Source organism: Bradyrhizobium sp. LeoA1Lang (genome assembly GCF_055413685.1).
The window spans coordinates 19,790-38,571 of record NZ_JBVAPG010000080.1; the positions used below are offsets into that span (position 1 = coordinate 19,790).

The 18,782-nt window shown below is 63.7% G+C and carries 21 protein-coding genes and 1 pseudogene; 4 read left to right on the plus strand and 18 right to left on the minus strand.

Annotated features, from left to right (window positions below; translation table 11 throughout):
* Positions 1–29: 29 nt before the first annotated feature.
* Both ACZYOF_RS24935 and tolQ read right to left on the minus strand, forming a co-directional pair.
* Positions 30–503 carry a biopolymer transporter ExbD gene (locus ACZYOF_RS24935; protein WP_130583240.1) on the minus strand — a complete coding sequence of 158 codons (474 nt, stop codon included), beginning with the start codon at positions 501–503 and terminating at the stop codon, positions 30–32.
* Positions 504–544: 41 nt separating this feature from the next.
* Positions 545–1,258, minus strand: a complete 714-nt coding sequence (gene tolQ / locus ACZYOF_RS24940) for a protein TolQ (RefSeq protein ID WP_027579741.1) — start codon at positions 1,256–1,258, stop codon at positions 545–547.
* Between the two features lie 1,196 nt (positions 1,259–2,454).
* On the opposite strand from tolQ, the gene ACZYOF_RS24945 reads away from it, so the two are divergent.
* On the plus strand, positions 2,455–3,528 hold the full coding sequence (locus ACZYOF_RS24945; RefSeq protein WP_394568748.1) for a tartrate dehydrogenase: 1,074 nt from the start codon (positions 2,455–2,457) through the stop codon (positions 3,526–3,528).
* Positions 3,529–3,738: 210 nt separating this feature from the next.
* Here the strand turns inward: ACZYOF_RS24945 and ACZYOF_RS24950 are convergent, their stop codons facing one another.
* The 9 genes from ACZYOF_RS24950 to ACZYOF_RS24990 all read right to left on the minus strand — a co-directional run bounded on the left by ACZYOF_RS24950 (position 3,739) and on the right by ACZYOF_RS24990 (position 10,167).
* Positions 3,739–4,710 carry a Na+-dependent transporter gene (locus ACZYOF_RS24950; protein WP_463717442.1) on the minus strand — a complete coding sequence of 324 codons (972 nt, stop codon included), beginning with the start codon at positions 4,708–4,710 and terminating at the stop codon, positions 3,739–3,741.
* A 439-nt stretch (positions 4,711–5,149) separates the two neighbouring features.
* The gene (locus tag ACZYOF_RS24955; protein ID WP_463717443.1) at positions 5,150–5,929 is read right to left on the minus strand and encodes a serine acetyltransferase domain-containing protein; all 780 of its coding nucleotides are present in this window, start codon (positions 5,927–5,929) and stop codon (positions 5,150–5,152) included.
* 165 nt (positions 5,930–6,094) lie between these two features.
* On the minus strand, positions 6,095–6,589 hold the full coding sequence (locus ACZYOF_RS24960) for a DUF2852 domain-containing protein (RefSeq protein ID WP_130580153.1): 495 nt from the start codon (positions 6,587–6,589) through the stop codon (positions 6,095–6,097).
* A 119-nt stretch (positions 6,590–6,708) separates the two neighbouring features.
* Positions 6,709–7,404, minus strand: coding sequence for a TetR/AcrR family transcriptional regulator (locus ACZYOF_RS24965; RefSeq protein ID WP_463717444.1), 696 nt, complete (start codon positions 7,402–7,404; stop codon positions 6,709–6,711).
* 198 nt (positions 7,405–7,602) lie between these two features.
* Entirely contained in the window at positions 7,603–7,968 is a 366-nt protein-coding gene (locus tag ACZYOF_RS24970; RefSeq protein WP_394566090.1) for a YciI family protein, read from the minus strand.
* A 40-nt stretch (positions 7,969–8,008) separates the two neighbouring features.
* Positions 8,009–8,428, minus strand: a complete 420-nt coding sequence (locus ACZYOF_RS24975; RefSeq protein ID WP_282527508.1) for a YciI family protein — start codon at positions 8,426–8,428, stop codon at positions 8,009–8,011.
* Positions 8,429–8,582: 154 nt separating this feature from the next.
* Positions 8,583–8,996 carry a YciI family protein gene (locus tag ACZYOF_RS24980; RefSeq protein WP_394566092.1) on the minus strand — a complete coding sequence of 138 codons (414 nt, stop codon included), beginning with the start codon at positions 8,994–8,996 and terminating at the stop codon, positions 8,583–8,585.
* A 148-nt stretch (positions 8,997–9,144) separates the two neighbouring features.
* Positions 9,145–9,513, minus strand: a complete 369-nt coding sequence (locus ACZYOF_RS24985; RefSeq protein ID WP_463717445.1) for a nuclear transport factor 2 family protein — start codon at positions 9,511–9,513, stop codon at positions 9,145–9,147.
* On the minus strand, positions 9,514–10,167 hold the full coding sequence (locus ACZYOF_RS24990) for a glutathione S-transferase family protein (protein ID WP_463717446.1): 654 nt from the start codon (positions 10,165–10,167) through the stop codon (positions 9,514–9,516). It lies immediately after the preceding gene.
* A 162-nt stretch (positions 10,168–10,329) separates the two neighbouring features.
* Between ACZYOF_RS24990 and ACZYOF_RS24995 the strand changes: the two genes are divergently transcribed.
* Complete coding sequence (locus tag ACZYOF_RS24995; protein ID WP_394566095.1) at positions 10,330–11,118, plus strand: SDR family NAD(P)-dependent oxidoreductase; 789 nt, start codon at positions 10,330–10,332, stop codon at positions 11,116–11,118.
* Positions 11,119–11,127: 9 nt separating this feature from the next.
* Here ACZYOF_RS24995 and ACZYOF_RS25000 read toward each other — a convergent pair whose 3' ends face one another.
* Positions 11,128–11,694: a histidine phosphatase family protein gene (locus tag ACZYOF_RS25000; RefSeq protein ID WP_463717447.1), complete on the minus strand. Its 567-nt coding sequence runs from the start codon at positions 11,692–11,694 to the stop codon at positions 11,128–11,130.
* 186 nt (positions 11,695–11,880) lie between these two features.
* Here ACZYOF_RS25000 and ACZYOF_RS25005 point away from each other — a divergent pair, with 186 nt between their 5' ends.
* Entirely contained in the window at positions 11,881–12,330 is a 450-nt protein-coding gene (locus ACZYOF_RS25005; RefSeq protein ID WP_463717448.1) for a hypothetical protein, read from the plus strand.
* A 110-nt stretch (positions 12,331–12,440) separates the two neighbouring features.
* On the opposite strand, the gene ACZYOF_RS25010 is transcribed toward ACZYOF_RS25005, so the two are convergent.
* The 3 genes from ACZYOF_RS25010 to ACZYOF_RS25020 all read right to left on the minus strand — a co-directional run bounded on the left by ACZYOF_RS25010 (position 12,441) and on the right by ACZYOF_RS25020 (position 14,630).
* Positions 12,441–12,854 (minus strand): VOC family protein, encoded by a 414-nt coding sequence (locus ACZYOF_RS25010; protein ID WP_463717449.1) that lies wholly within the window; start codon positions 12,852–12,854, stop codon positions 12,441–12,443.
* Positions 12,855–12,987: 133 nt separating this feature from the next.
* Positions 12,988–14,265: an RNA polymerase sigma factor gene (locus ACZYOF_RS25015; protein ID WP_463717450.1), complete on the minus strand. Its 1,278-nt coding sequence runs from the start codon at positions 14,263–14,265 to the stop codon at positions 12,988–12,990.
* Entirely contained in the window at positions 14,262–14,630 is a 369-nt protein-coding gene (locus ACZYOF_RS25020; protein ID WP_130580165.1) for a YciI family protein, read from the minus strand. The genes ACZYOF_RS25015 and ACZYOF_RS25020 overlap by 4 nt, the downstream gene beginning before the upstream one ends.
* Before the next feature lie 247 nt (positions 14,631–14,877).
* Here ACZYOF_RS25020 and ACZYOF_RS25025 point away from each other — a divergent pair, with 247 nt between their 5' ends.
* On the plus strand, positions 14,878–15,843 hold the full coding sequence (locus ACZYOF_RS25025) for a 2-hydroxyacid dehydrogenase (protein WP_130580166.1): 966 nt from the start codon (positions 14,878–14,880) through the stop codon (positions 15,841–15,843).
* A gap of 147 nt (positions 15,844–15,990) precedes the next feature.
* Here ACZYOF_RS25025 and ACZYOF_RS25030 read toward each other — a convergent pair whose 3' ends face one another.
* From ACZYOF_RS25030 to ACZYOF_RS25040, 3 genes and pseudogenes are all read right to left on the minus strand, one after another.
* Complete coding sequence (locus ACZYOF_RS25030; RefSeq protein WP_130580167.1) at positions 15,991–17,043, minus strand: helix-turn-helix transcriptional regulator; 1,053 nt, start codon at positions 17,041–17,043, stop codon at positions 15,991–15,993.
* A 371-nt stretch (positions 17,044–17,414) separates the two neighbouring features.
* Entirely contained in the window at positions 17,415–18,263 is an 849-nt protein-coding gene (locus ACZYOF_RS25035; RefSeq protein WP_463717452.1) for an FAD-binding oxidoreductase, read from the minus strand.
* Between the two features lie 3 nt (positions 18,264–18,266).
* Positions 18,267–18,647: pseudogene (locus tag ACZYOF_RS25040) on the minus strand (FAD-binding oxidoreductase); the annotation flags it as partial.
* Positions 18,648–18,782: the final 135 nt, after the last annotated feature.

Genomic DNA, 18,782 nt, shown 5'->3' on the forward strand with positions numbered 1-18,782 from the left:
CTTACCCTGCTCTGCCACAGCTTAAGATCTCAAGATCCCCCCTCCGGGATGATGACGATGTTGGCCTTGAAGCCGGCGGTGCGAATCTGGCCCAAGAGCTTCATCATATCCGTGTAACAGACGTCCTTGTCCCCGCGCAGATATACCACGGCATCGTTATCCGATCGGGTCTCCCGGATAGCCTTGATTTTGGGCAAGAGGTCGGCAGCCGAGATCGAGGCGTCCCCGAGATAGAGTTCCACGCTCGAATTGCAACTCCCGCCGGTGCGCTTGACCGACAGCGTCAAGGGCGGGGTGTTCTGGGCAATCGACTTGCCGCCGCTCGCGATCGGCAGGTCGATGTCGATATTCGACGTCATCAGCGGCGCCGCGACCATGAAGATGATCAACAGCACTAGCATCACGTCGACCATCGGCGTGACGTTGATTTCCGCCATCACGGCGGCGCGGCGCCGGCCACGGCGGCCACCGCCGCCCGACGAACCCGCCATGCTCATCGCCATGCTCTAGAACCCACCGCTTGCGTTCACCACAGGTCGCCTCATCAGGCCCGTTCGTCGATCTGCCGCGACAGGATCGCGGAGAACTCGTCGGCAAAGCCTTCCAGGCGCTGGGCCTGCCGGTTCACCTCGGAAATGAACTTATTGTAGAAAATAGTCGCCGGAATTGCGGCGATCAGGCCGATTGCGGTCGCAAACAGCGCCTCCGCGATACCCGGCGCCACCACCGCCAGTGAGGTATTCTTTGATGCCGCAATCGACTGGAAGCTCGACATGATGCCCCAGACGGTGCCGAACAGGCCGACGAAGGGGCCGGCCGAGCCGACGGTCGCGAGCACCAGCAGCCGCCGTTCCAGCCGCTCGACCTCGCGCGCGATCGACACGTTCATGACCTTCTCGATCCGCATCTGAAGGCCGCCAAAGGAGCGCGAATGGCTCTCGAAGGAGCGCTTCCATTCGCGCATCGCCGCCACGAAGCAGGCCGCCATCGACTGCGTCGGCTTGGCCGACAGCGTGCGATAGAGTTCCTCGATCGACTGCCCCGACCAGAACGCCTGCTCGAACCGGTCCATCGCGCGGCGGGTGCGCGAATACAGGAAGATCTTGTCGATCGCGATCGCCCAGACCCAGACCGAGCAGGCGAGCAGCCCGAGCATGACCGCCTTCACGACCCAGTGGGCCTGCAGGAACAGCGCGATCAGCGAAACATCGCTCGAGGCCATGGGCAGCGCTGCCTGCGCCACGTCGGCGGGATTCATCGGCAATATCCTTTCAACGCAATGATCCTTTGTCCTTCCCGGAGCAAATGGCTGCCGGTCCCGGATTTTCGTTTCGACGCGTTTTCCTCACGCGAACCGGTCTCCACCTCGCTTGAGCCGCTCCTAGCAGCCGCGCGCCCAGCGCGGCGGTAAGCGCCAGCCGCGAAAAGCTTTCATCTGTCGCATGGGAGGGCCGTCCAAGGCCGGGCCCTGCTTCCTCCGCCAACATGTCAAAACAAGGGCTGTTCGCCCGTCATTTCCGCCCCTCACCAGACTCTAACCGTGGTTAATGCGAGGTTACCAAAGTCGGCTTTGACGGCTGGAAATGCAGGAAATCCGGCCGGTTACCCGATGGGGCGGGGTTCCCTCCCCTGTCGTTCCTGGCTTGAACTGGGAGGACGCCGTCATTGCGAGCGGAGCGAAGCAATCCATCTCTCAGCGCGCGGAGGTATGGATTGCTCCGCTCGCAATGACGGGGTGAGTTCCGATTCAGGTGTCAAACAGCGGAGGGGATGTGAATCCGCGTTCTCGCGGCATTGATTGCCCGAGGTTTGCGTTCGTTTCACCCTCTCAATCAACAGAGGGCGCAGGGAAAGCCGGGTGCTGGTTGCACCCGTGGGTCCCGTGCAACAAAAAGCACGGGGGTAGGACCACAGGTTCAACCGAAGCAGTCCGGCTTTCCCTGCGCGATGGTGTTACGGCTTACTTCGTGCTCTCCCCGGTGACCGGGCTTTCTTGCCACCGTCATCTCAAGCGCGAACTTGTTCGCGCGAAAAACTTAGCGCCAGCGTCGGGGCGCCAGGACCACACGACTTCGCCGTCCGCGATACGCGCGCTCGTCAGTCGCACGCATCGCGTCCACCGCATCTCACCGCAACGTTCGTGACGATCGCGATCCGCCCCTCTCTTGGGTGAGACGCGCGGAGTTAAATCACTGATTTGCCCGACGGCGAAAGCGGAATGTTTTTTGCGCGAGGGCTGGACGGGGCAAATCACACTGGAATCGCTGACGAATTTTTCTCCTCCGTCATTCCGGGGCGTCCGAAGGACGAGCCCGGAATCCATCCGACCGCGGAGCATGCGGCGAAATGGATTCCGGGCTCGCGCTGCGCGCGCCCCGGAATGACCAAGAAGCTTGGCGCGTGCGAGATGGTGGGTTACGCATCCGACAAATCATACCCAGGGAGAGACTCCTCATGCGCACCCATTCCATCGCCGCCATTCCTGCCGACGGTATCGGCCCCGAGGTGATCTCGTCGGGCGTTCGTGTGCTGGAGGCGCTGGCGCAACGCTCCGGCGATGTTGCCTTCCAGTTCAAGACGTTCGACTGGGGCTCGGACTACTACAAGAAGCACGGCGTCATGATGCCGGCGGACGGGCTCACTGAGCTGAAGAAGTTCGATGCGATCTATTTCGGCGCGGTCGGGGCGCCCGATGTGCCCGACCACATCACGCTGTGGGGGCTGCGGCTGCCGATCTGCCAGGGCTTTGACCAATACGCCAATGTGCGGCCGACCAAGATCCTGCCCGGCGTCGCTTCGCCGTTGCGCAATGTCGGCGTCGGAGATCTCGACTGGGTGATCGTGCGCGAGAATTCGGAAGGCGAGTATGCCGGCGCCGGCGGACGCGCGCATAAGGGCCTGCCCGAAGAAGTCGGCACCGAAGTTGCGATCTTCACCCGCGTCGGCGTCACGCGCATCATGCGCTATGCTTTCCGGCTCGCGCAGGCGCGACCACGGAAGTTTCTCACCGTGGTGACGAAGTCGAACGCGCAGCGTCACGGCATGGTGATGTGGGACGAGATCGCCGCCGAAGTGGCGCAACAATTCCCCGATGTCACCTGGGACAAGATGCTGGTCGACGCCATGACGGTGCGCATGACGCTGAACCCGAAAAGCCTCGACACCATCGTGGCGACCAACCTGCACGCCGATATCCTGTCCGATCTGGCAGGCGCGCTCGCCGGCAGCCTCGGCGTCGCGCCAACAGGCAACATCGATCCCGAGCGTCGCTTCCCCTCGATGTTCGAGCCGATCCACGGCTCCGCCTTCGACATCACCGGCAAGGGCATCGCCAACCCGGTCGCGACCTTCTGGACCGGCGCGCAGATGCTGGAGCATCTCGGCGAGAAGGACGCGGCCACGCGGCTTATGGCGGCGGTGGAGCGCGTCTGCGCCGCCGGCGTGCTGACGCCGGATGTCGGCGGCAAAGCGACGACGAAAGAGGTGACGGACGCCGTGATCGACGCGATTCACGGCACGAATGTGTGAAGCCCCCTCTCCCCCGCTCTTGCGCAGAACTTCGGACGAATGACTGCCCAGCCGTCATTGCGAGCCAACGGGTCGCGCGAACGCGCGCCCGATGACAAGCTCCGCGAAGCAATCCATCGAGCCGCGTCCGCGGAAGCATGGATTGCTTCGTCGCTATCGCTCCTCGCAATGACGGCGCTATTTCTGGCGGCAGTTCTGCCGCACCTGTCTCTACCGCCGCTTCGTCAGCCGTCCCATGATTGGCTTGAGCAGTAGCGGCGACAGGTAGATCGGGAATTGCGATAGCGCGAAGTAGAGCCAGGTCAGGCCCGGCAGCACGCCGTCGGTGGCGGCGACCATCAGGCCCATGTTCCGCTGCGACACCATCAAGGCCAGGGAAAGCGCCCGCTCCATGCCGAAGCGGCGAAACACCAGCATGGTGCCGGCGAGGAGCGCAAAGAACACCGCAAAGGCGAGCAGCGTCAGCCCGAGCGCCTGCAGCGGTTCATGCCAGAAACTCGGCGCGACCGGGCCCATGACCGCGCACACGAACACCAGGAGGATCAGGATGTTCAGCCCGTCGATCAGCGCCTTGTGGCGCTCGATGGCGGCAAGCCCGAACAACAAACGGATGATCGCAGCGACCGCGAGCGCGCCGGCCAGGATCAGGAACAGTTTTGCGCCGAGTGCGACCGGCGACAAGGACAAGGCCGCGCCGAAGAAGAGATAGGCGAACAGCGGCGCGGTGAGCGGCACCAGCGCGGTGCCGGTCACGAGCGTGATCAGCACCAGCGTGGCGTCCAGTCCCATCAGCGCCGCGAGCGAGGGCGAGGCCATCATCGGCGAAGCCACTGCCTGCAGCATCAAGCCTAAGAAGAGATCGGGCGACGCCGTGCGCAGGCCCGTCGCGAGCCAGAACATGCCGGTGATGGCCGGGACCGCCAGCAGCGTCCATCCCGTCGCGGCCGCGACGATCGCAGGCCGGCGCAAATAGAGCCGCAGCGCGGAGATGTCCACGCGCATGAAGGAAATGCAGAGCAGGAGAAAGACGGCTTCCGTAACGAAGGGCCGCAAGGCTTCTCCGAGCGGCGGGATCGCGATGCCGATGAATACCAAAGCGGCGACGGCGCGTGTGCCCTGGCGGCCGAGCCATGCGAGCGGCCGGGCGATGACGGCGATGATAGCAGGCAAGGCAACAGGCATTGGCGTTCTCCTGATGGAGCCGCAGCACGAAGAGGCCTGTTGCGATAAGAACACGCGCCCGCCGGACTGCGGCGGCACTCGTTCATGTTTTGCAGATGAGACAAGACGACGTGCCGCTCCCTAAAAGGAGCGCCACCAGCGCGACGCAGTGAAGGTCATGCAATCGTCCATGGGACTTGATTGGCATCGCCGGGCGCTGTTGGCAAGAGGCTTCCGCGTCGTCCTGGCGAAGGCCAGGACCCATAACCACCGGAATGCGTTGTGGCGCGAGCAAGGCGGCTACAGCGGAGCACACCACAAAGGCCTGTGGTTATGGATCCCGGGTCCCGGCTACGCCAAGGCTCCGCCGCGGCGCGCAAGCCCGGGACGACGTCGTCATTGCGAGCGCAAGCGAAGCAATCCATCTTGCCGCTTGTGGAGGCGTGGATTGCTTCGTCGCTTACGCTCCTCGCAATGACGGTGCCGTCCTGCTTACATCAGGACAATTGGTCAGGCGCGCGGTCACGCCGACCGCGGTGCATCCAGGCGGGACGTCAGCGAGCACCACCGAGCCCGCACCGATCTTGGCAAAATCGCCGACGCTCACATCCCCGATGATGGTCGCCCCGGCGCCGATGAAGACACCGCGACCGATCCGGGGCGCGGCGTCGGGATCGGCCTGCTGTCGTCCGATAGTGACATTCTGCAGCATGGTGACCTCGTCACCGATCGAGGCGAATGCGCCCACGATGATGCCGGTGGCATGATCCAGGAACACCGACGTTCCGATCGAGGCCGACGGATGGATGCTGACCTGGAGCCGCTCGGAGGATTGGCTTTGCATCAGGAGCGCGAGGTCGGTACGGCCGCGGCACCAGAGCCAGTGCGAGACGCGCCAGGCCTGCAGCGCGACGTAGCCCTTGAAGTTCAACAGTGGCGGAAGAAATCCCTTGGTCGCGGGATCGCGGCGAATGATGCCTTGCAGGTCACGGCTTGCCGCTTCTACGAGATCGGGTTCGGCGTGAAAGGCCTCGTTGGCGATGCGCGTCAACAGCGCGCGACGGTCATTGCCTGTGCCCAGCCGTTGTCCGATCACGAAGGCGACGGCATGCCCGAGATCAGGATGACCGAGAATCGCCGCAGACGAACCGCGCAAGGGCGGATCGGAAGCTGCGACCTCCGACTCGCGGCGGATCAACTGCCACAGCGCGTCGGCCGATACCATTGTATCTGTGACCATGCGTTCACCTCGCCGTCACCGCCGGGCCTGGCGTCTCTGTTTATTATAGCTGGGTGCCGCCGATCACAAAACCAAACCGCCCGTCTGCTTTCGCAAACGGGCGGCTCAGGGCCATCAGGTTTTATGGGGGCACATCGCCTGAAGGCTAGCTTTGGACCTTACGACTTAGCCCTGCTGCGGCGGGGGCTGGTCGTTCGGCGGAGTCGGACGCTGGCGATGCTGGTTCATGAAAGCGTCGAACTCTTCCTTGTCCTTGGCGTGACGCAGGCGGCTCAGGAATTCCTTGAACTCCTTCTGCTCCTCTTCGAGCCGCTGCAGCGTCTCGGCACGGTATTCGTCGAAGGCACGATTGCCGCTGGAGGGCGGACCGAAGCCAAAGCCGAAGCCGCGGCGCTCCATGTGGTCGCGCATGCGATCCATCTTGTATTGCATCCGCTCCATCTTGTTCTGCCAGCGATCGCGATCGTTGTGACTCCAGCAACCCATTTTTCTGCTCCCGAGTGTGTAAAAGAGAAGGGCGAGCCCGATCGGCCACCAGATGATGAAGCCGAGGATGGTCACCGCGATCCAGCCGGGGTGCCACGGGCTCTCAGACATGCGTGGGCGGTACGGTTCTTCCACGGGGCCGCGCCATCGATTGACATCTGCGGTGTAGGCCATTTCCGTCTCCATCACGGCATCACGCCGTTGTGAATGTAAATAACATTTACATACTTGGCCGATCCAATCCGAAAGTCAAGCCGACCCCACAGGGGTGCGACAAAATTATTTCGGCAATTTTATTTCGGTTTTCCCCACGGACCGGCAGGCTTTTCGTCCACCGGCTCGGGCGTGCGCTCAGTGGGGAAGCCGAGACCGCGCAGATAGATCAGCACTTCGGCTTCCAGCAGTTCTTCCGGCGTCATCGGCAATTTGCGACGCGCGGCGTCGCCGCGGCCGAACAGCGAAGCGACACCATGCGACATCGCCCAGATGTGCAGCGCCATCATCATCGCCGGCGGACGCGGCATGCCGGGCGGCGCCAAAGCCGCGAGCCGCTCGGCAGCGGCACGAATGACTGCAAACGCGCGTTCGCTCGCTGCCATCAAAGCGGGCGTGGTTTCGACGGGAACGCCGGATTCGAACATCGCGGAATAGAACGCCGGCTCCTCGCGGGCGAAGGCGAGGTAGGCCTTGCCGACGCGCTCGAACGCGGTGATCGTATCAGGACGGCCGTCGTCCCAGGCCTGCGTCAGGAGCGCTTCGAACTGTTCGAAGCCGCGCTGGGCGATGCTCGACAGCAGTTCGTCGCGGTCGCGGAAATGCCGATAGGGTGCGGCGGGGCTGACGCCGGCCATGCGCGCGGCATCGGCGAAAGTGAAGCCGGCCGGCCCCTTCTGCGTGATCAGATCGAGCGCCGCCTGCAGCAACGCTTCCTTCAGATTGCCGTGATGATAGCCGCGCTCGCCGCGGCGCGTATCCTTGCGCCAGCTCATGTGAAAAGGTCTTACATGAGCCGGATGCAAAGGTCACTAGCGCCGGGGCGCGCCGTTCATCAAGATTAACGGCGCCGCGCTTGCCCGAGTTCGTAGCCCGGGTCGAGCGGAGCGCAACCCGGGACGGCTGTGTCCGCATTCGCGAGCGGCCCCGGGTTACGCTGGCGCTTCACCCGGGCTACGGGGCTGACGGCGAGATTAACGGCCCGGGATCGGAAGCACCGGCATGATCTCCACGGAATCGCCGGGGAAGATTGCGAAATGCGGGTGGTTCTCGAACATCTTGGCGGCGGCCTCCTGCGAGGCGGCACGCACCACGGTGAACCCGGTCAACTGATTGGTGATGTCTGCGATGCCGTTCGCGTCGACCTTCTTGGTCTTGCCGAGCGGGCCGCCCATCTCGACGATCACGCCCTGGTGCTTTTCGACCCAGGCGCCCCACGCCGCCATCCCCTGCTGCTCCTTGGCGCGCCGCTCGGCCTCCGGCAGCGCGTGCCAGGCCGCCATTCGCGCGCCGTTCATGCTGCCGAGATAGACGGCGAGGAATGTATCATTGCTGCTCATTGTGCTTCTCCCTTGCGTTGAATTGACGATCGTTCGCGGCTTAACGGTGTGCCGAATCCCGCTGCAGTCCATCGAAGCCGGCGGCTGCCTTCTGCACTTCCTCCGAGAAATCGGACATTTCCTGCACCTGGCGGATCTCGATGATCTCGTTCTCGCTGGCCGGACATTGCTTGGCCCACTCGATCGCCTCCGCACGCGAGGCCACGTTGATCATCCAGTAGCCGCCGAGCACTTCCTTCGATTCGGTGAAGGGTCCGTCGGTGACCACCGGCTTGCCGGTGGCGAAGGAGACGCGGGCGCCCGCCGACGGCGGATGAAGGCCGTCGAGCGCGATGAGGACGCCGGCATCCTTCAGCGCCTGGTTGTATTTCATCATCGCGGCAACGCGTTCCGGGTCGAGGTCGATCTTCGGCGGCGCGGTCTCGTAGCCGAGCGGGATCATCAGCATCATGAATCGCATGGGTGGTTCCTTGTGGTTGGGGGGAGCGTCATTCTCTCCGTCGTCATTCCGGGGCATCGCGTAGCGATGAGCCCGGAATCCATCAGGCCACATACGCAAGCGGAGAAATGGATTCCGGGTTCGCACTTCGTGCGCCCCGGAATGACAGGGAGGGTCAGTTTCTGGCAACCTGGGCGCGCAGGCGCTCTTCCTGCTCGCGCAGTTCGGGGGTCAATGCTTCGCCGAAATCCTCAGTGGAGAAAACCTGCCGGATCTCGATCTCGCCGTCCTCGAACGGGGCACGCTTCATCCAGTCGATCGCTTCATCGAGCGATTTGGTCTCGATCAGCCAGAAGCCGGCGACGAGATCGTTGCTCAAGCTGAAAGGTCCGTGGCTGACGCGGGGCTGCCCGCCGCCATAGCCGACCCGCGCGCCCTTCGCACTTGGATGCAGGCCCTCGCCGGCCTGCATGATGCCGGCCTTGACCATCTCCTCGTTGAAGGCGCCCATCGCGGCCAAAAGTTCCGTCGAGGGCATCACGCCGGCTTCGGTGTCACGGCTGGCCTTCACTATCACCATGAATCGCATCGTCTCGCGCTCCGTTGGGGGGTCACTGATTGGTCACTTGTCTTCAGGCACTCGCAGATAAGACGAACCGGGTCTTGCCGCACCGACAGGTCCTGCAAAATTATTCTGGAGGTAATTGCGGCAATTGGGCGCGGGTGGCGTGCCCACCCTACGCGCCCTGCTTGACGAATTTGCCATCCTGATAGGTCGCGCCGAAATAGACGTCGATGCGCTTCACCTTGTCGCCGTCGAAGGCAAAGAACTCGGTGTTGCGAAAGTGCTTTCCGTCCCTGGCCATACAGCGATAGGTCACGAAGGCCTCGTCGCCTTCGACGAAGATCCGTTCCAGCTCATGGCTCGCGATCCAGTCGCTATCTCGCCAGCAGCGGGCGAAATAGGTCGGCTTGTCCAGATTGTCGTCATAGGGGCTGGTGAAATGGAAATCGTCGGTGAAGGCCGCCTCGACGCGCTGGCGGTCGTTCTCCAGATAGGCGGCGAAGATCGCGCGGATGATCCCGGCTTTGTCGGTAGACGACATTCAGCTCTCCTTTGGTACCAGCTCGAAATAGGGCTCCGCCTCCTTCATCACCCGCGCGAAGGACGGACGTGCTTTCAGGCGCTCGAAATAGGCGCGCAGATTCTCGTGCTGGTCGCCGAACGGCACCATCATGTTGCCGTAGAACAAAGACGGCGCGGCGGCGCAATCGGCAAGCGTAAACGCCTCGCCCGCCGCCCAGCCGCCGGGCGCCAACTGCTCGTCGATGATGCGGTAGGAGGCGCGCAACTGCGCCCTCGCCTCCTCGACACCAAACGGGTCCTTGCTATCGCCGGGCCGCAGCCGGTCGCCGACAATCTTCTGCATCGGCAGGTGCAGATAGAGATCGTAGAAGCGCTCACGCAGCCTGGTGTGCCAGGCGAGATCGGCGTCAGGCGGAATGAACCTGGTGCGGCGGGGATAATGGCGGTCGAGATAGTCGATGATGACGCTGGATTCCGGCACGACCTGGTTCCGCGCATGGTCCTGCAGCACCGGAAATCGCCCGATCGGCGACAGTTTCAACAGCGCCGCGCGCTCGCCGGGATTGGAGAGGTCGACCAGATTGGGCGCGAATGGGATGTCGTTCTCATAGAGGGCGATGAGCACCTTCCAGCAGAACGACGCCAGCGGGTGATAATGCAGCGTGAGCGACATGGAAACTCCTGTTGCCGGCGGCCGGATGTGCCGCCACAGGGAAGACGAAGCAGGGCTCAGGGCGCCCGACATCGCCGGCGGATTTATTTCGCGGCCGCAGACCTTGCTTTCGCCGGGTAGACGGCGCAACAGGAACCGATATCGGAAAACATCGGAACATTCATGACTTCATCTTCGCAGAAGGTCGCGCTCGTCACCGGGGCGGCGCGCGGCATCGGGCTTGCCACCGCCAGGCGATTCCTCGCCGAGGGCTGGCCCGTCGCGCTATTGGATATCGAGCGCGAATTGCTGAACGACGCGGTCGCGAGCCTCAAGCAGGCCGAGAACACGCTGGCGCTGCCTTGCGACGTCTCCGACGCCGCTGCTGTCGCGGCGGCAGTTGCCGCGGTGGAAAAACGCTTCGGCCGGCTCGATGCGCTCGTCAACAATGCCGGGGTTGCGGTGTTCGCGCCGCTGCTCGAGACGTCGGACGCGGACTGGAGCCGGATCCTGGCGGTGAACCTCACCGGACCGTTCCTCTGCGCCAAGGCTGCCGCGCCGCTGATGCGCGAGCATGGCGGCGGGGCCATCGTCAACATCACCTCGATTTCGGCGGTGCGCGCCTCGACGCTGCGCTCGGCCTACGGCACCAGCAAGGCGGGACTTGCGCATCTGACCAAGCAGCTTGCGGTCGAGCTCGCCTCGCTCGGCATCCGCGTCAATGCGGTGGCGCCGGGCCCGGTCGACACCGCGATGGCGAAAGCGGTGCATACGGCGGCCATCCGCGCGGACTATCACGACGCGATCCCGCTCAACCGCTACGGTCTCGAAGAGGAACTGGCGGAAGCGATCTTCTTCCTCAGCAGCGAACGCGCAAGCTACATCACCGGGCAGATCCTCGCCGTCGACGGCGGTTTCGATGCCGCCGGCATCGGATTGCCGACGCTGCGCGGACAGGGGCGGAACGGCTAGAGACACGTCTTAGCGCTGGTTGACCGCGATGACGCGCCAGCCATCGGCCAGGCGATCGATCCGGGTGAGCGACAGCGGATCGATCACGAAGCGCAGGGCGTTCTCGGCCTGAAGGCCGAGCGCGATCGCGAGCACCGCGCGGATCGTGCCGGAATGCACGACCAGCACGGCATCGCCCGCCGGCAGCGATGCAAGCCCCTGCTTCGCGCGCGCGATCTGATCGACAAAGCTTTCGCCGCCGGGCGGCCGATTGCTCGCCGGCGATCGCCAGAACGCATGATAGGCGTCGCCGAGTTCGGCCACGAGATCGTTGTGGCGCCGCCCGGTCCAGGCGCCGAAATCCTGTTCACGAAAGGCGGCGTTCTCTGCCGCTGCGAGCCCGAGCGCGGCCGCGGTCTCCCGCGTACGGCGCGCCGGGCTGCAGACCGCAAACGCGCCCTGCGGCAGCCTTCCCTTCAGCGCGGCAAGGGCCGCTTGATTGCCGAGGTCGGCCGGCGCGTCCGGGCCATGAATGACCCCTTTCGGCCCATCGACAGGGGCGTGCCGGATCAGCCACAGATTGGTTTCGATGTTCATCTTGAAGCCTGGGCCAGCCTTGCGGCGAGCAGCATCATGCGAAGGAATCGCATGCAGTCGCCAGTTTAGACGATGTGCGCGCCTTCTGTCGCGACTTGCCCAAGGCGGGCGCGCGCATGACAAAATCTTGCCGCATGCGACGCCGTTAAATATGCGACGGGAACGAGGAGATCAGGGAGCCCGCGGATGCCAAGAGCGACGTCAAGGGCGGTGATCAAGGCGGCTTTGATCGCAGCGGCGCTGCTCGCAGTAAATTCGTTCGCGCGCGCCGAGGTCCGCATCCTGGCAAGCCCGGGCGGAGAGGTCGAGCCCTTCATCGAATTGTTCGCGCGCGTGCGCGCCTCCGGCGAGCGCGTGGTGATCGACGGGCCGTGCCTGTCGGCCTGCACGCTGGTGCTCTCGATGGTCCCGAACGATCGCATCTGCGTGACGCGGCGTGCCGTGCTCGGCTTCCATGCCGCGCGTTCGGTCGACGGACGCGGCCGCTTCTATGCCGAGCCGGAGGCCTCCGAGGCGGTGCTCGAGGCCTATCCGGGGCCGGTGCGTGGCTGGATCGTAAGCCACGGCGGATTGACGTCGCGGCTTCTGCTGCTGCGCGGGCGCGACCTCTCGGCGATCTATCCGCGGTGCCGATGAACGGGATCGCGTAGGGTGGGCAAAGGCGCGCTTGCGCCGTGCCCACCATCAGGCACTCCGCTCGTAATGGTGGGCACGCTTCGCTTTGCCCTCCCTTACGGCAGCGTCGATTACATCCCCTCCGCCGGGCAGTTCACCATCCAGGGGATGCCGAACTGATCGACGCACATGCCAAAACCCTTGGCCCAGAAGGTCGGCGTGAAGGCCATGGTCACGGTGCCGCCTTCAGCGAGCGCCTTGAACTTGCGTTCGCCGTCGGCTGGGTCCTCGACCGTCAGAGAGACCGCGAAGCCCTGCGGCTTGTGGAAATATTCCGGCGGCGAATCGGAGGCCATGAGGATCTCGCCGTCGATCGTGATCTTGGCGTGCATGATCTTCTTCTTCCAGTCGGGCGCAACCGGCATCGATTCCGGCGCCTGCTCATGGGTGAGCATCGCCTCGATCTTCGCGCCGAGCACCTTCTCATAATATTTCAGCGCTGCTTCGCAGTTGCCGCTGTAGAACAGATAGGGATTGACTTGCATCGCTCGCTCCTTGGGTTGATGCCACTGTCGCCGTCGACGATCTTGTTGTCCAAGCATGGCCGGATCATGCCCTCTGGACGAACTTCGAAGCCCGTATCCGACAAAGATCGCAGAATTATTTCTTCGAAGACTTTTATTTCTTCGAAGACTTGGCGCCACGCGGCTGGCTGTCGCGGATCAGGCGGTCGAGATGCATGCGGATGTGGGCGGCCTCCGCGGTGGTGTTGGCGAGCGCAATCGCGCGGTCGAAGGCGACGCGCGCCTCCTCGTTGCGGCCGAGCTGCATCAGGAAGGCGCCGCGGACGCCATAGAAGTGGAAATAGTTCTGCAGCCGCTGGGCGAGCGGATCGATCATCTCGAGCGCCGCTTCCGGTCCGCGCACCTTTGATACCGCCACCGCGCGGTTCAGCGTCACCACCGGCGAGGGCTGCATGATCTCGAGCGCGCCGTAGAGCAGCTCGATCTGTAGCCAGTCGGTGTCTTCGGGCTTCTCGGCGCGTGCATGCAATGCGGAGATCGCGGCCTGCACCTGGTAGGGCCCGCTGCGGCGATGGCGCATCGCCTTGTCGATCAGCGCCAGCCCCTCGGCGATCAAGGTCTGGTTCCACAGGCGGCGGTCCTGGTCCTCAAGCAGGATCACGGCGCCATCAGCATCGAACCGCGCCGCGGCGCGGGCGTGCTGCAACAACAACAGCGCGGTGAGCCCCATGATCTCCGGCTCGCTCTGGAACAAGCGCAGCAACAGCCGCGCCAGCCGGATCGCCTCTTCGCAGAGGGGGCTGCGAATCTCGGCGGTGTCGCCGCTCGCCGAATAGCCCTCGTTGAAGATCAGGTAGATCATCGCCGCGACCGAGGCGAGGCGCTCGCTGCGTTCGGCCGCGCCCGGCGCTTCGAACGGCACTTTCGCGTCCGCCACACGCGCCTTGGCGCGGGTGATGCGCTGCTCCATCGCCGCTTCGCTGACCAGGAAGGCGCGCGCGATCTGCTTCACCGAAAGGCCGGAGACGATGCGCAGCGCCAGCGCGATCTGCTGCGTCGGCGGGAGGTCGGGATGGCAGCAGATGAACAACAGCCGCAGGATGTCGTCGCGGTAGTGCGAGCCATCGAGCCGCTCGGCGAGCGCGTCCTCGGCGTCGTCGAGGTCGGAGATCGCCTGGTCGTCATCCGGCAGCGCCTCCTGCTTGCGGCTGCGCCTGATTTCGTCGATCCCGACATTGCGGCCGACCATGATCAGCCACGCCGCGGGATCGCGCGGCGGGCCGTTCTGCGGCCAGCTCTTGAGCGCGCGCAGGCAGGCGTTCTGGTACGCCTCCTCCGCCCGATCGAGATCGCGGAAATAGCGGAGCAGCGCGCCGACCGCCTGGGGTCGCGCCGAGGTCAGCGCGGCATCGATCCAGGCGGTATCGGTCACGTCTGAACACTCCCGGGATTGAAAACCCCCACGGGGCGGATCTCATAGGCGCCGCCCGGATTGGCCGCGCCGAGGTCGCGCGCGACGTCGAGCGCCTCGTCGAGATTCTTGCAGTCGACGACATAGAAGCCGAGCAGTTGCTCCTTGGTCTCGGCAAAGGGACCGTCCAGGACGAGCGGCGGATCGTCCTTGCGCAGCGTGGTCGCCGCCGTGGTCGGCAACAGCCGCGCCACCGGCCCAAGCCGGCCCTGCTGGGCCAGCTTCTCCTGCACGACGGCAAGTTTCTTCATGACGGTCGCGTCCTGTTCCTTGGTCCAGGAACCGACCATGTCCTCGTCGTGATAGCAAAGGATGGCATACAGCATGCGTCAGGCATCTCCGTTGTGTTGAAGACGAACGATTATGCCCGCAGCCGACAAGGCTTAGAAGAAATTTCGAGAGGAGAAGAAGTGGGTTCCGCACCCCTCCGTCATTGCGAGCGGCGGCAGCTTCCGCGGAAATGAGGATCAATTTGCGCATCTCAAAGTCTCCGCTTGATTGGTGGCAGGAGAGTATGCGACCGGTTCTATCCGGTATGTGATGAAGGTCACGCTGATAATTTGGGGTGCAGGAATGGCGAAAGGCGCGCTGGCGCTGCTGGTGCATGGCGGCACCGAAAACTGGTCGCCGGTGCGATGGAAGGCCCGGTTCGACGAGGTCTGCCGTAACAGGCGTGTGCTGGTGCTGCCCGATGCAAGTATCGATCGTTCCGAGGTGCAGTACGCCGCGGTCTGGAAGCCGCGACCGGGCGAGCTTGCGGCGTTTGCGAATTTGCGCGTGATCTTCAATCTCGGCGCCGGCGTCGACGCGCTGATGGCGGATGCCTCCCTGCCAGACGTGCCGCTGGTCCGTGTCGCGGTCTCCGACCTCACCGGCCGGATGACGGAATATGTGACGCTGCATGTGCTGATGCATCACCGCCAGGAACTGTACTTGCGCGAGTCGCAGCGCGAGAGGCTCTGGGCGCCGCGGTATCAATGGGCCGCAGGCGCAATCACGGTCGGCATCATGGGAATGGGTACGCTGGGGGCCAACGCGGCAGAGGTGCTCGCGCGGATCGGCTTCCGCGTGGTCGGCTGGAGCCGCAGAGCCAGGCAGGTCGATGGCATCGAATGCTTTGCCGGGACAGAACAGCTCGGCGCCTTCCTGCGAGAGACCAACATCCTGGTCTGCCTGCTGCCGCTGACGCCGGACACGCGGCACATCCTCAACCGCGACGTCTTTGCCAAACTGAACCGCAACAGCCCGATGGGCGCGCCGGTCCTGATCAATGCCGGCCGCGGCGGACTACAGGATGAGGCCGACATCCTGCGCGCGCTTGACGACGGCACGCTGGGTGCCGCCTCGCTCGACGTCTTCGAGACCGAATCGCTGCCACAGGCGAGCCCGTTCTGGAGCCATCCGAAGGTGGTGCTGACGCCGCACAATGCGGCCGATACCGACCCGGACGAGATCTCGAAATATGTCGCGCAGCAGATCGAGCGCTTCGAAGCCGGCGGTGCGCTGGAGAACGTGGTCGACCGTGGGCGGGGGTACTAGAGCATAATCCCGGAAAAGTGGGTACCGGCTTTCCCTCGCGACAAACGCGAAGCGTTTGCGCGGAGATCATGCCCCAACCTAAAGATGGAGCGGGATGACGTTTCGAAGAAAAGTCATCGCGCTCTAGCCCAACTGTCGTCCCGGGTTTCAGCTATTCACAAACGCAGATGTGGCGCGAAGTGCGCGGCGGCCTCGCCCGCGCACTGTGAGGGGTCGCAGGATCACTTCTGCTTCCGCATGGGTCGATGCGGCGCGCACTCCTGATGGCGTCTCGCCGAAGTACCGGCGGAACGTGCGATTGAAATGAGAAACGTCACCAAAGCCGACTGCAAACGCGATATCGATGATGGCCAAATGCAGATGGTGCGGGTCAGTCAACATCGCGAAGGCCCGCTCAAGCCGGCATCCTGCAAGATGCTCGGTGAACGACTTCCCGGTCCCCTCGAGCAGTTTTTGCACGTATCGCCGCGACATGCCGAGCGCAGCGGCGACATTGTCCAGATCGAAATTGGGATCGCTGAATCGTTGCGCGATCTCAGCCAGGATTGCCTGCAGCCTGGCTGCCTTCGCACCACGGTCCGTAATGATGTTTGCAGCTTCGGCGGTCGGCCCGAGCGTCGCGGCCACGAGATCGAGCAGATGTACGCCGATGGTGGAGGCCAGTTCTGATGACGGAGGTTCTTTGAGGGATGCGAGCGAGCGCAGGTAGCGGTCGAGGAGTCTAAGCGCGGGTCCAGGACGCACCGGCCGACCCGATAGATCTTCCGGCTGCGCAACCAGAGACCTGAGGGCGGCAGCCTGCACGATTACGTATCTGACTCTGGCGCCACGCGGCCCAAATACTCGCAGCGGCCTTCCGCGGTCAATCAAACAAGCGGAGCCGGCATCATAGACACGTTCCTGGCCAGCAGTTGCAAATCGGACCGGTCCGGTCTCGACGATGTTCAGTCCGAATTGGTCACGGCTATCCTTGAGGTGGAGTTTGTGACGAATAAACTCCACCGGCGTGGCGGCAACGCTACAAACGCCAACCGCGCCGAGCGGCAGGTAGGTGACGTCGATACGCGGTCGCCCGCCGCTGTGATCTATCACGTCCAGGGCGAGGTTCTGCCGCGCAAACTCCTCGCGGAACGTGGAGAGCCGCGCGCGCTCCGGCAGCATCTCGGTCGACCATCGCAAAAGGTGAGATGACGTTGTCATCTCGGCCTCCCGTTTCGAGGCCCCTCCAAGAAATGATATCGCACCGCGCTCGCTGCAAGTGTGAAATGGTTCACAAGGCGGGAGGTAGGCTGCGCGACATGACCGAGCGCGGCGCGCCGCTCTCTGTACGTGATGAGCCGGTACGCGTCGCGTAAAGATTGTGGCGGCCAGCGAGACCGCAGCTTTCTTCACTGGCGAGAACAACCAGCCTTTAGCCGCAATCGTCGCAAATGCCGTGTCGGCTTGTTGCGCGCAGAAATCGATCAGTGGCTGGAAGCAGCATCGACGGCATTTGGCCCCGGGCTGCTGGCCTGGCCCTTCAGGCCAGGCGCGGTTGCAAACATAGCACTTCGCCGCCTCCGGGCCGGGCTTCAGCCCAATGGCCGAATGTTCTGGTTCATCCGGAAGAAATTTTTCGGATCGTACTTTGTCTTCAGTTCCTGAAGACGCCGGTAGTTTGGCCCATAGGCGGCCGAAACCGCGTCGCCAGGCTCATCGTCGCCGAGGTAATTCACATATCTGCCAGCGGCAGCAAAGGGCTCCATCGCCGCATATGTCTCACGCGCCCAGGCGATGCACTGGTCGGTGATTGCCGGCTCGGTCCATTGAGACAATACGATGAAGTTGTAGCCGATCGCTCGATGCGGGAAGGCCGTATCCTGGACGCCAACCCGCGCAACGGCACCGTGGATGTGCTCGAGCAGAAGCTGCCCCATCGGACTCGGACAGCGCGCGAAGCACTGGATCATGGTGTCGATTGCATCATCGCTCAACTGTCTCAGGAAGGTCGATTTCCAGTAATTGAATGCCCCCTTTGGATAGCCGGCATCGAGCATGCCGTTGAGTTCGCAGTAGGTCATCTGACCAACCGCATCCAGTATCGGAGATCCGAATTGCTTGAGTGGCGATACCGCCTTTTCGCCGGCGGCAAGCGAACCACAATGACTCGTCACCATCGCCGCCAGCTTGGCGCCGGAGCCATCGGGCGCATGAGTGAGGGCGGCGAACAATGTCTGTTCATCAGGCAAGGACGCAGTGCTTTCGCGGAAAAATCTCAGCACATCGCGGGCGTGGTCATACGGGTACGCGAGCAAGCCGCCCGTGACAGTCGGGCCTATCGGATAGAGCTGATATTCCAATGATGTTGCCACGCCGAAGTTGCCGCCTCCTCCGCGCACGGCCCAAAACAGGTCGGGCTCTTCGTCCTTGGCGGTCCGCATGGCTTTGCCCTTGGCGTCGACGAGGTCGACGGAGCAAAGATTGTCGAGGGCGAGCCCATACTTGCCCATCAACCAGCCCAAACCGCCCCCGAGAGTGAGCCCCGCGACCCCGGTGCTCGAGACAACGCCGCCCGTCACTGCGAGGCCGTGCTTTTGCGTCTCCCGATTGAGATCGGCCCAGGTCGCCCCGCCCTGCGCGCGGACCGTTTGGTTCTTGAGATCGACCTGAATCGCTTTCATCGGCGCCAAGTCGATCATAACGCCGCCATCGGTCGTCGCGCGTCCTGCCACATTGTGGCCGCCGCCGCGAACCGCCACCTCGAGGCCCAGCTCTTGCGTAAGCTTGATCGCCTCAGTCACGTCTGCCGGGTTATGGCATTGCACGATCAACGCCGAGCTATGGCCGAAATTGGGTGATGGGGCTGATCAGGCGGCGCGGTTAGCTGGCGTCGTCGATTCTGCGACGCCGTCGGTAAATTTGACGCCGGCAATGACCCTTGGCAACTGATTTTCGCCCTT

Coding starts and splice junctions, on each gene's coding strand:
- ACZYOF_RS24960 (WP_130580153.1), bottom strand. CDS start 6,589: ATGGCCTACACCGCAGATGTCAATCGATGGCGCGGCCCCGTGGAAGAA.
- ACZYOF_RS24995 (WP_394566095.1), top strand. CDS start 10,330: ATGACTTCATCTTCGCAGAAGGTCGCGCTCGTCACCGGGGCGGCGCGC.
- ACZYOF_RS24990 (WP_463717446.1), bottom strand. CDS start 10,167: ATGTCGCTCACGCTGCATTATCACCCGCTGGCGTCGTTCTGCTGGAAG.
- ACZYOF_RS24945 (WP_394568748.1), top strand. CDS start 2,455: ATGCGCACCCATTCCATCGCCGCCATTCCTGCCGACGGTATCGGCCCC.
- ACZYOF_RS24970 (WP_394566090.1), bottom strand. CDS start 7,968: ATGAGCAGCAATGATACATTCCTCGCCGTCTATCTCGGCAGCATGAAC.
- ACZYOF_RS25000 (WP_463717447.1), bottom strand. CDS start 11,694: ATGAACATCGAAACCAATCTGTGGCTGATCCGGCACGCCCCTGTCGAT.
- ACZYOF_RS24955 (WP_463717443.1), bottom strand. CDS start 5,929: ATGGTCACAGATACAATGGTATCGGCCGACGCGCTGTGGCAGTTGATC.
- ACZYOF_RS24950 (WP_463717442.1), bottom strand. CDS start 4,710: ATGCCTGTTGCCTTGCCTGCTATCATCGCCGTCATCGCCCGGCCGCTC.
- ACZYOF_RS24965 (WP_463717444.1), bottom strand. CDS start 7,404: ATGAGCTGGCGCAAGGATACGCGCCGCGGCGAGCGCGGCTATCATCAC.
- tolQ (WP_027579741.1), bottom strand. CDS start 1,258: ATGAATCCCGCCGACGTGGCGCAGGCAGCGCTGCCCATGGCCTCGAGC.
- ACZYOF_RS24980 (WP_394566092.1), bottom strand. CDS start 8,996: ATGCGATTCATGGTGATAGTGAAGGCCAGCCGTGACACCGAAGCCGGC.
- ACZYOF_RS24975 (WP_282527508.1), bottom strand. CDS start 8,428: ATGCGATTCATGATGCTGATGATCCCGCTCGGCTACGAGACCGCGCCG.
- ACZYOF_RS24935 (WP_130583240.1), bottom strand. CDS start 503: ATGGCGATGAGCATGGCGGGTTCGTCGGGCGGCGGTGGCCGCCGTGGC.
- ACZYOF_RS25020 (WP_130580165.1), bottom strand. CDS start 14,630: ATGCTGTATGCCATCCTTTGCTATCACGACGAGGACATGGTCGGTTCC.
- ACZYOF_RS25025 (WP_130580166.1), top strand. CDS start 14,878: ATGGCGAAAGGCGCGCTGGCGCTGCTGGTGCATGGCGGCACCGAAAAC.
- ACZYOF_RS25005 (WP_463717448.1), top strand. CDS start 11,881: ATGCCAAGAGCGACGTCAAGGGCGGTGATCAAGGCGGCTTTGATCGCA.
- ACZYOF_RS25035 (WP_463717452.1), bottom strand. CDS start 18,263: ATGCGGACCGCCAAGGACGAAGAGCCCGACCTGTTTTGGGCCGTGCGC.
- ACZYOF_RS24985 (WP_463717445.1), bottom strand. CDS start 9,513: ATGTCGTCTACCGACAAAGCCGGGATCATCCGCGCGATCTTCGCCGCC.
- ACZYOF_RS25030 (WP_130580167.1), bottom strand. CDS start 17,043: ATGACAACGTCATCTCACCTTTTGCGATGGTCGACCGAGATGCTGCCG.
- ACZYOF_RS25010 (WP_463717449.1), bottom strand. CDS start 12,854: ATGCAAGTCAATCCCTATCTGTTCTACAGCGGCAACTGCGAAGCAGCG.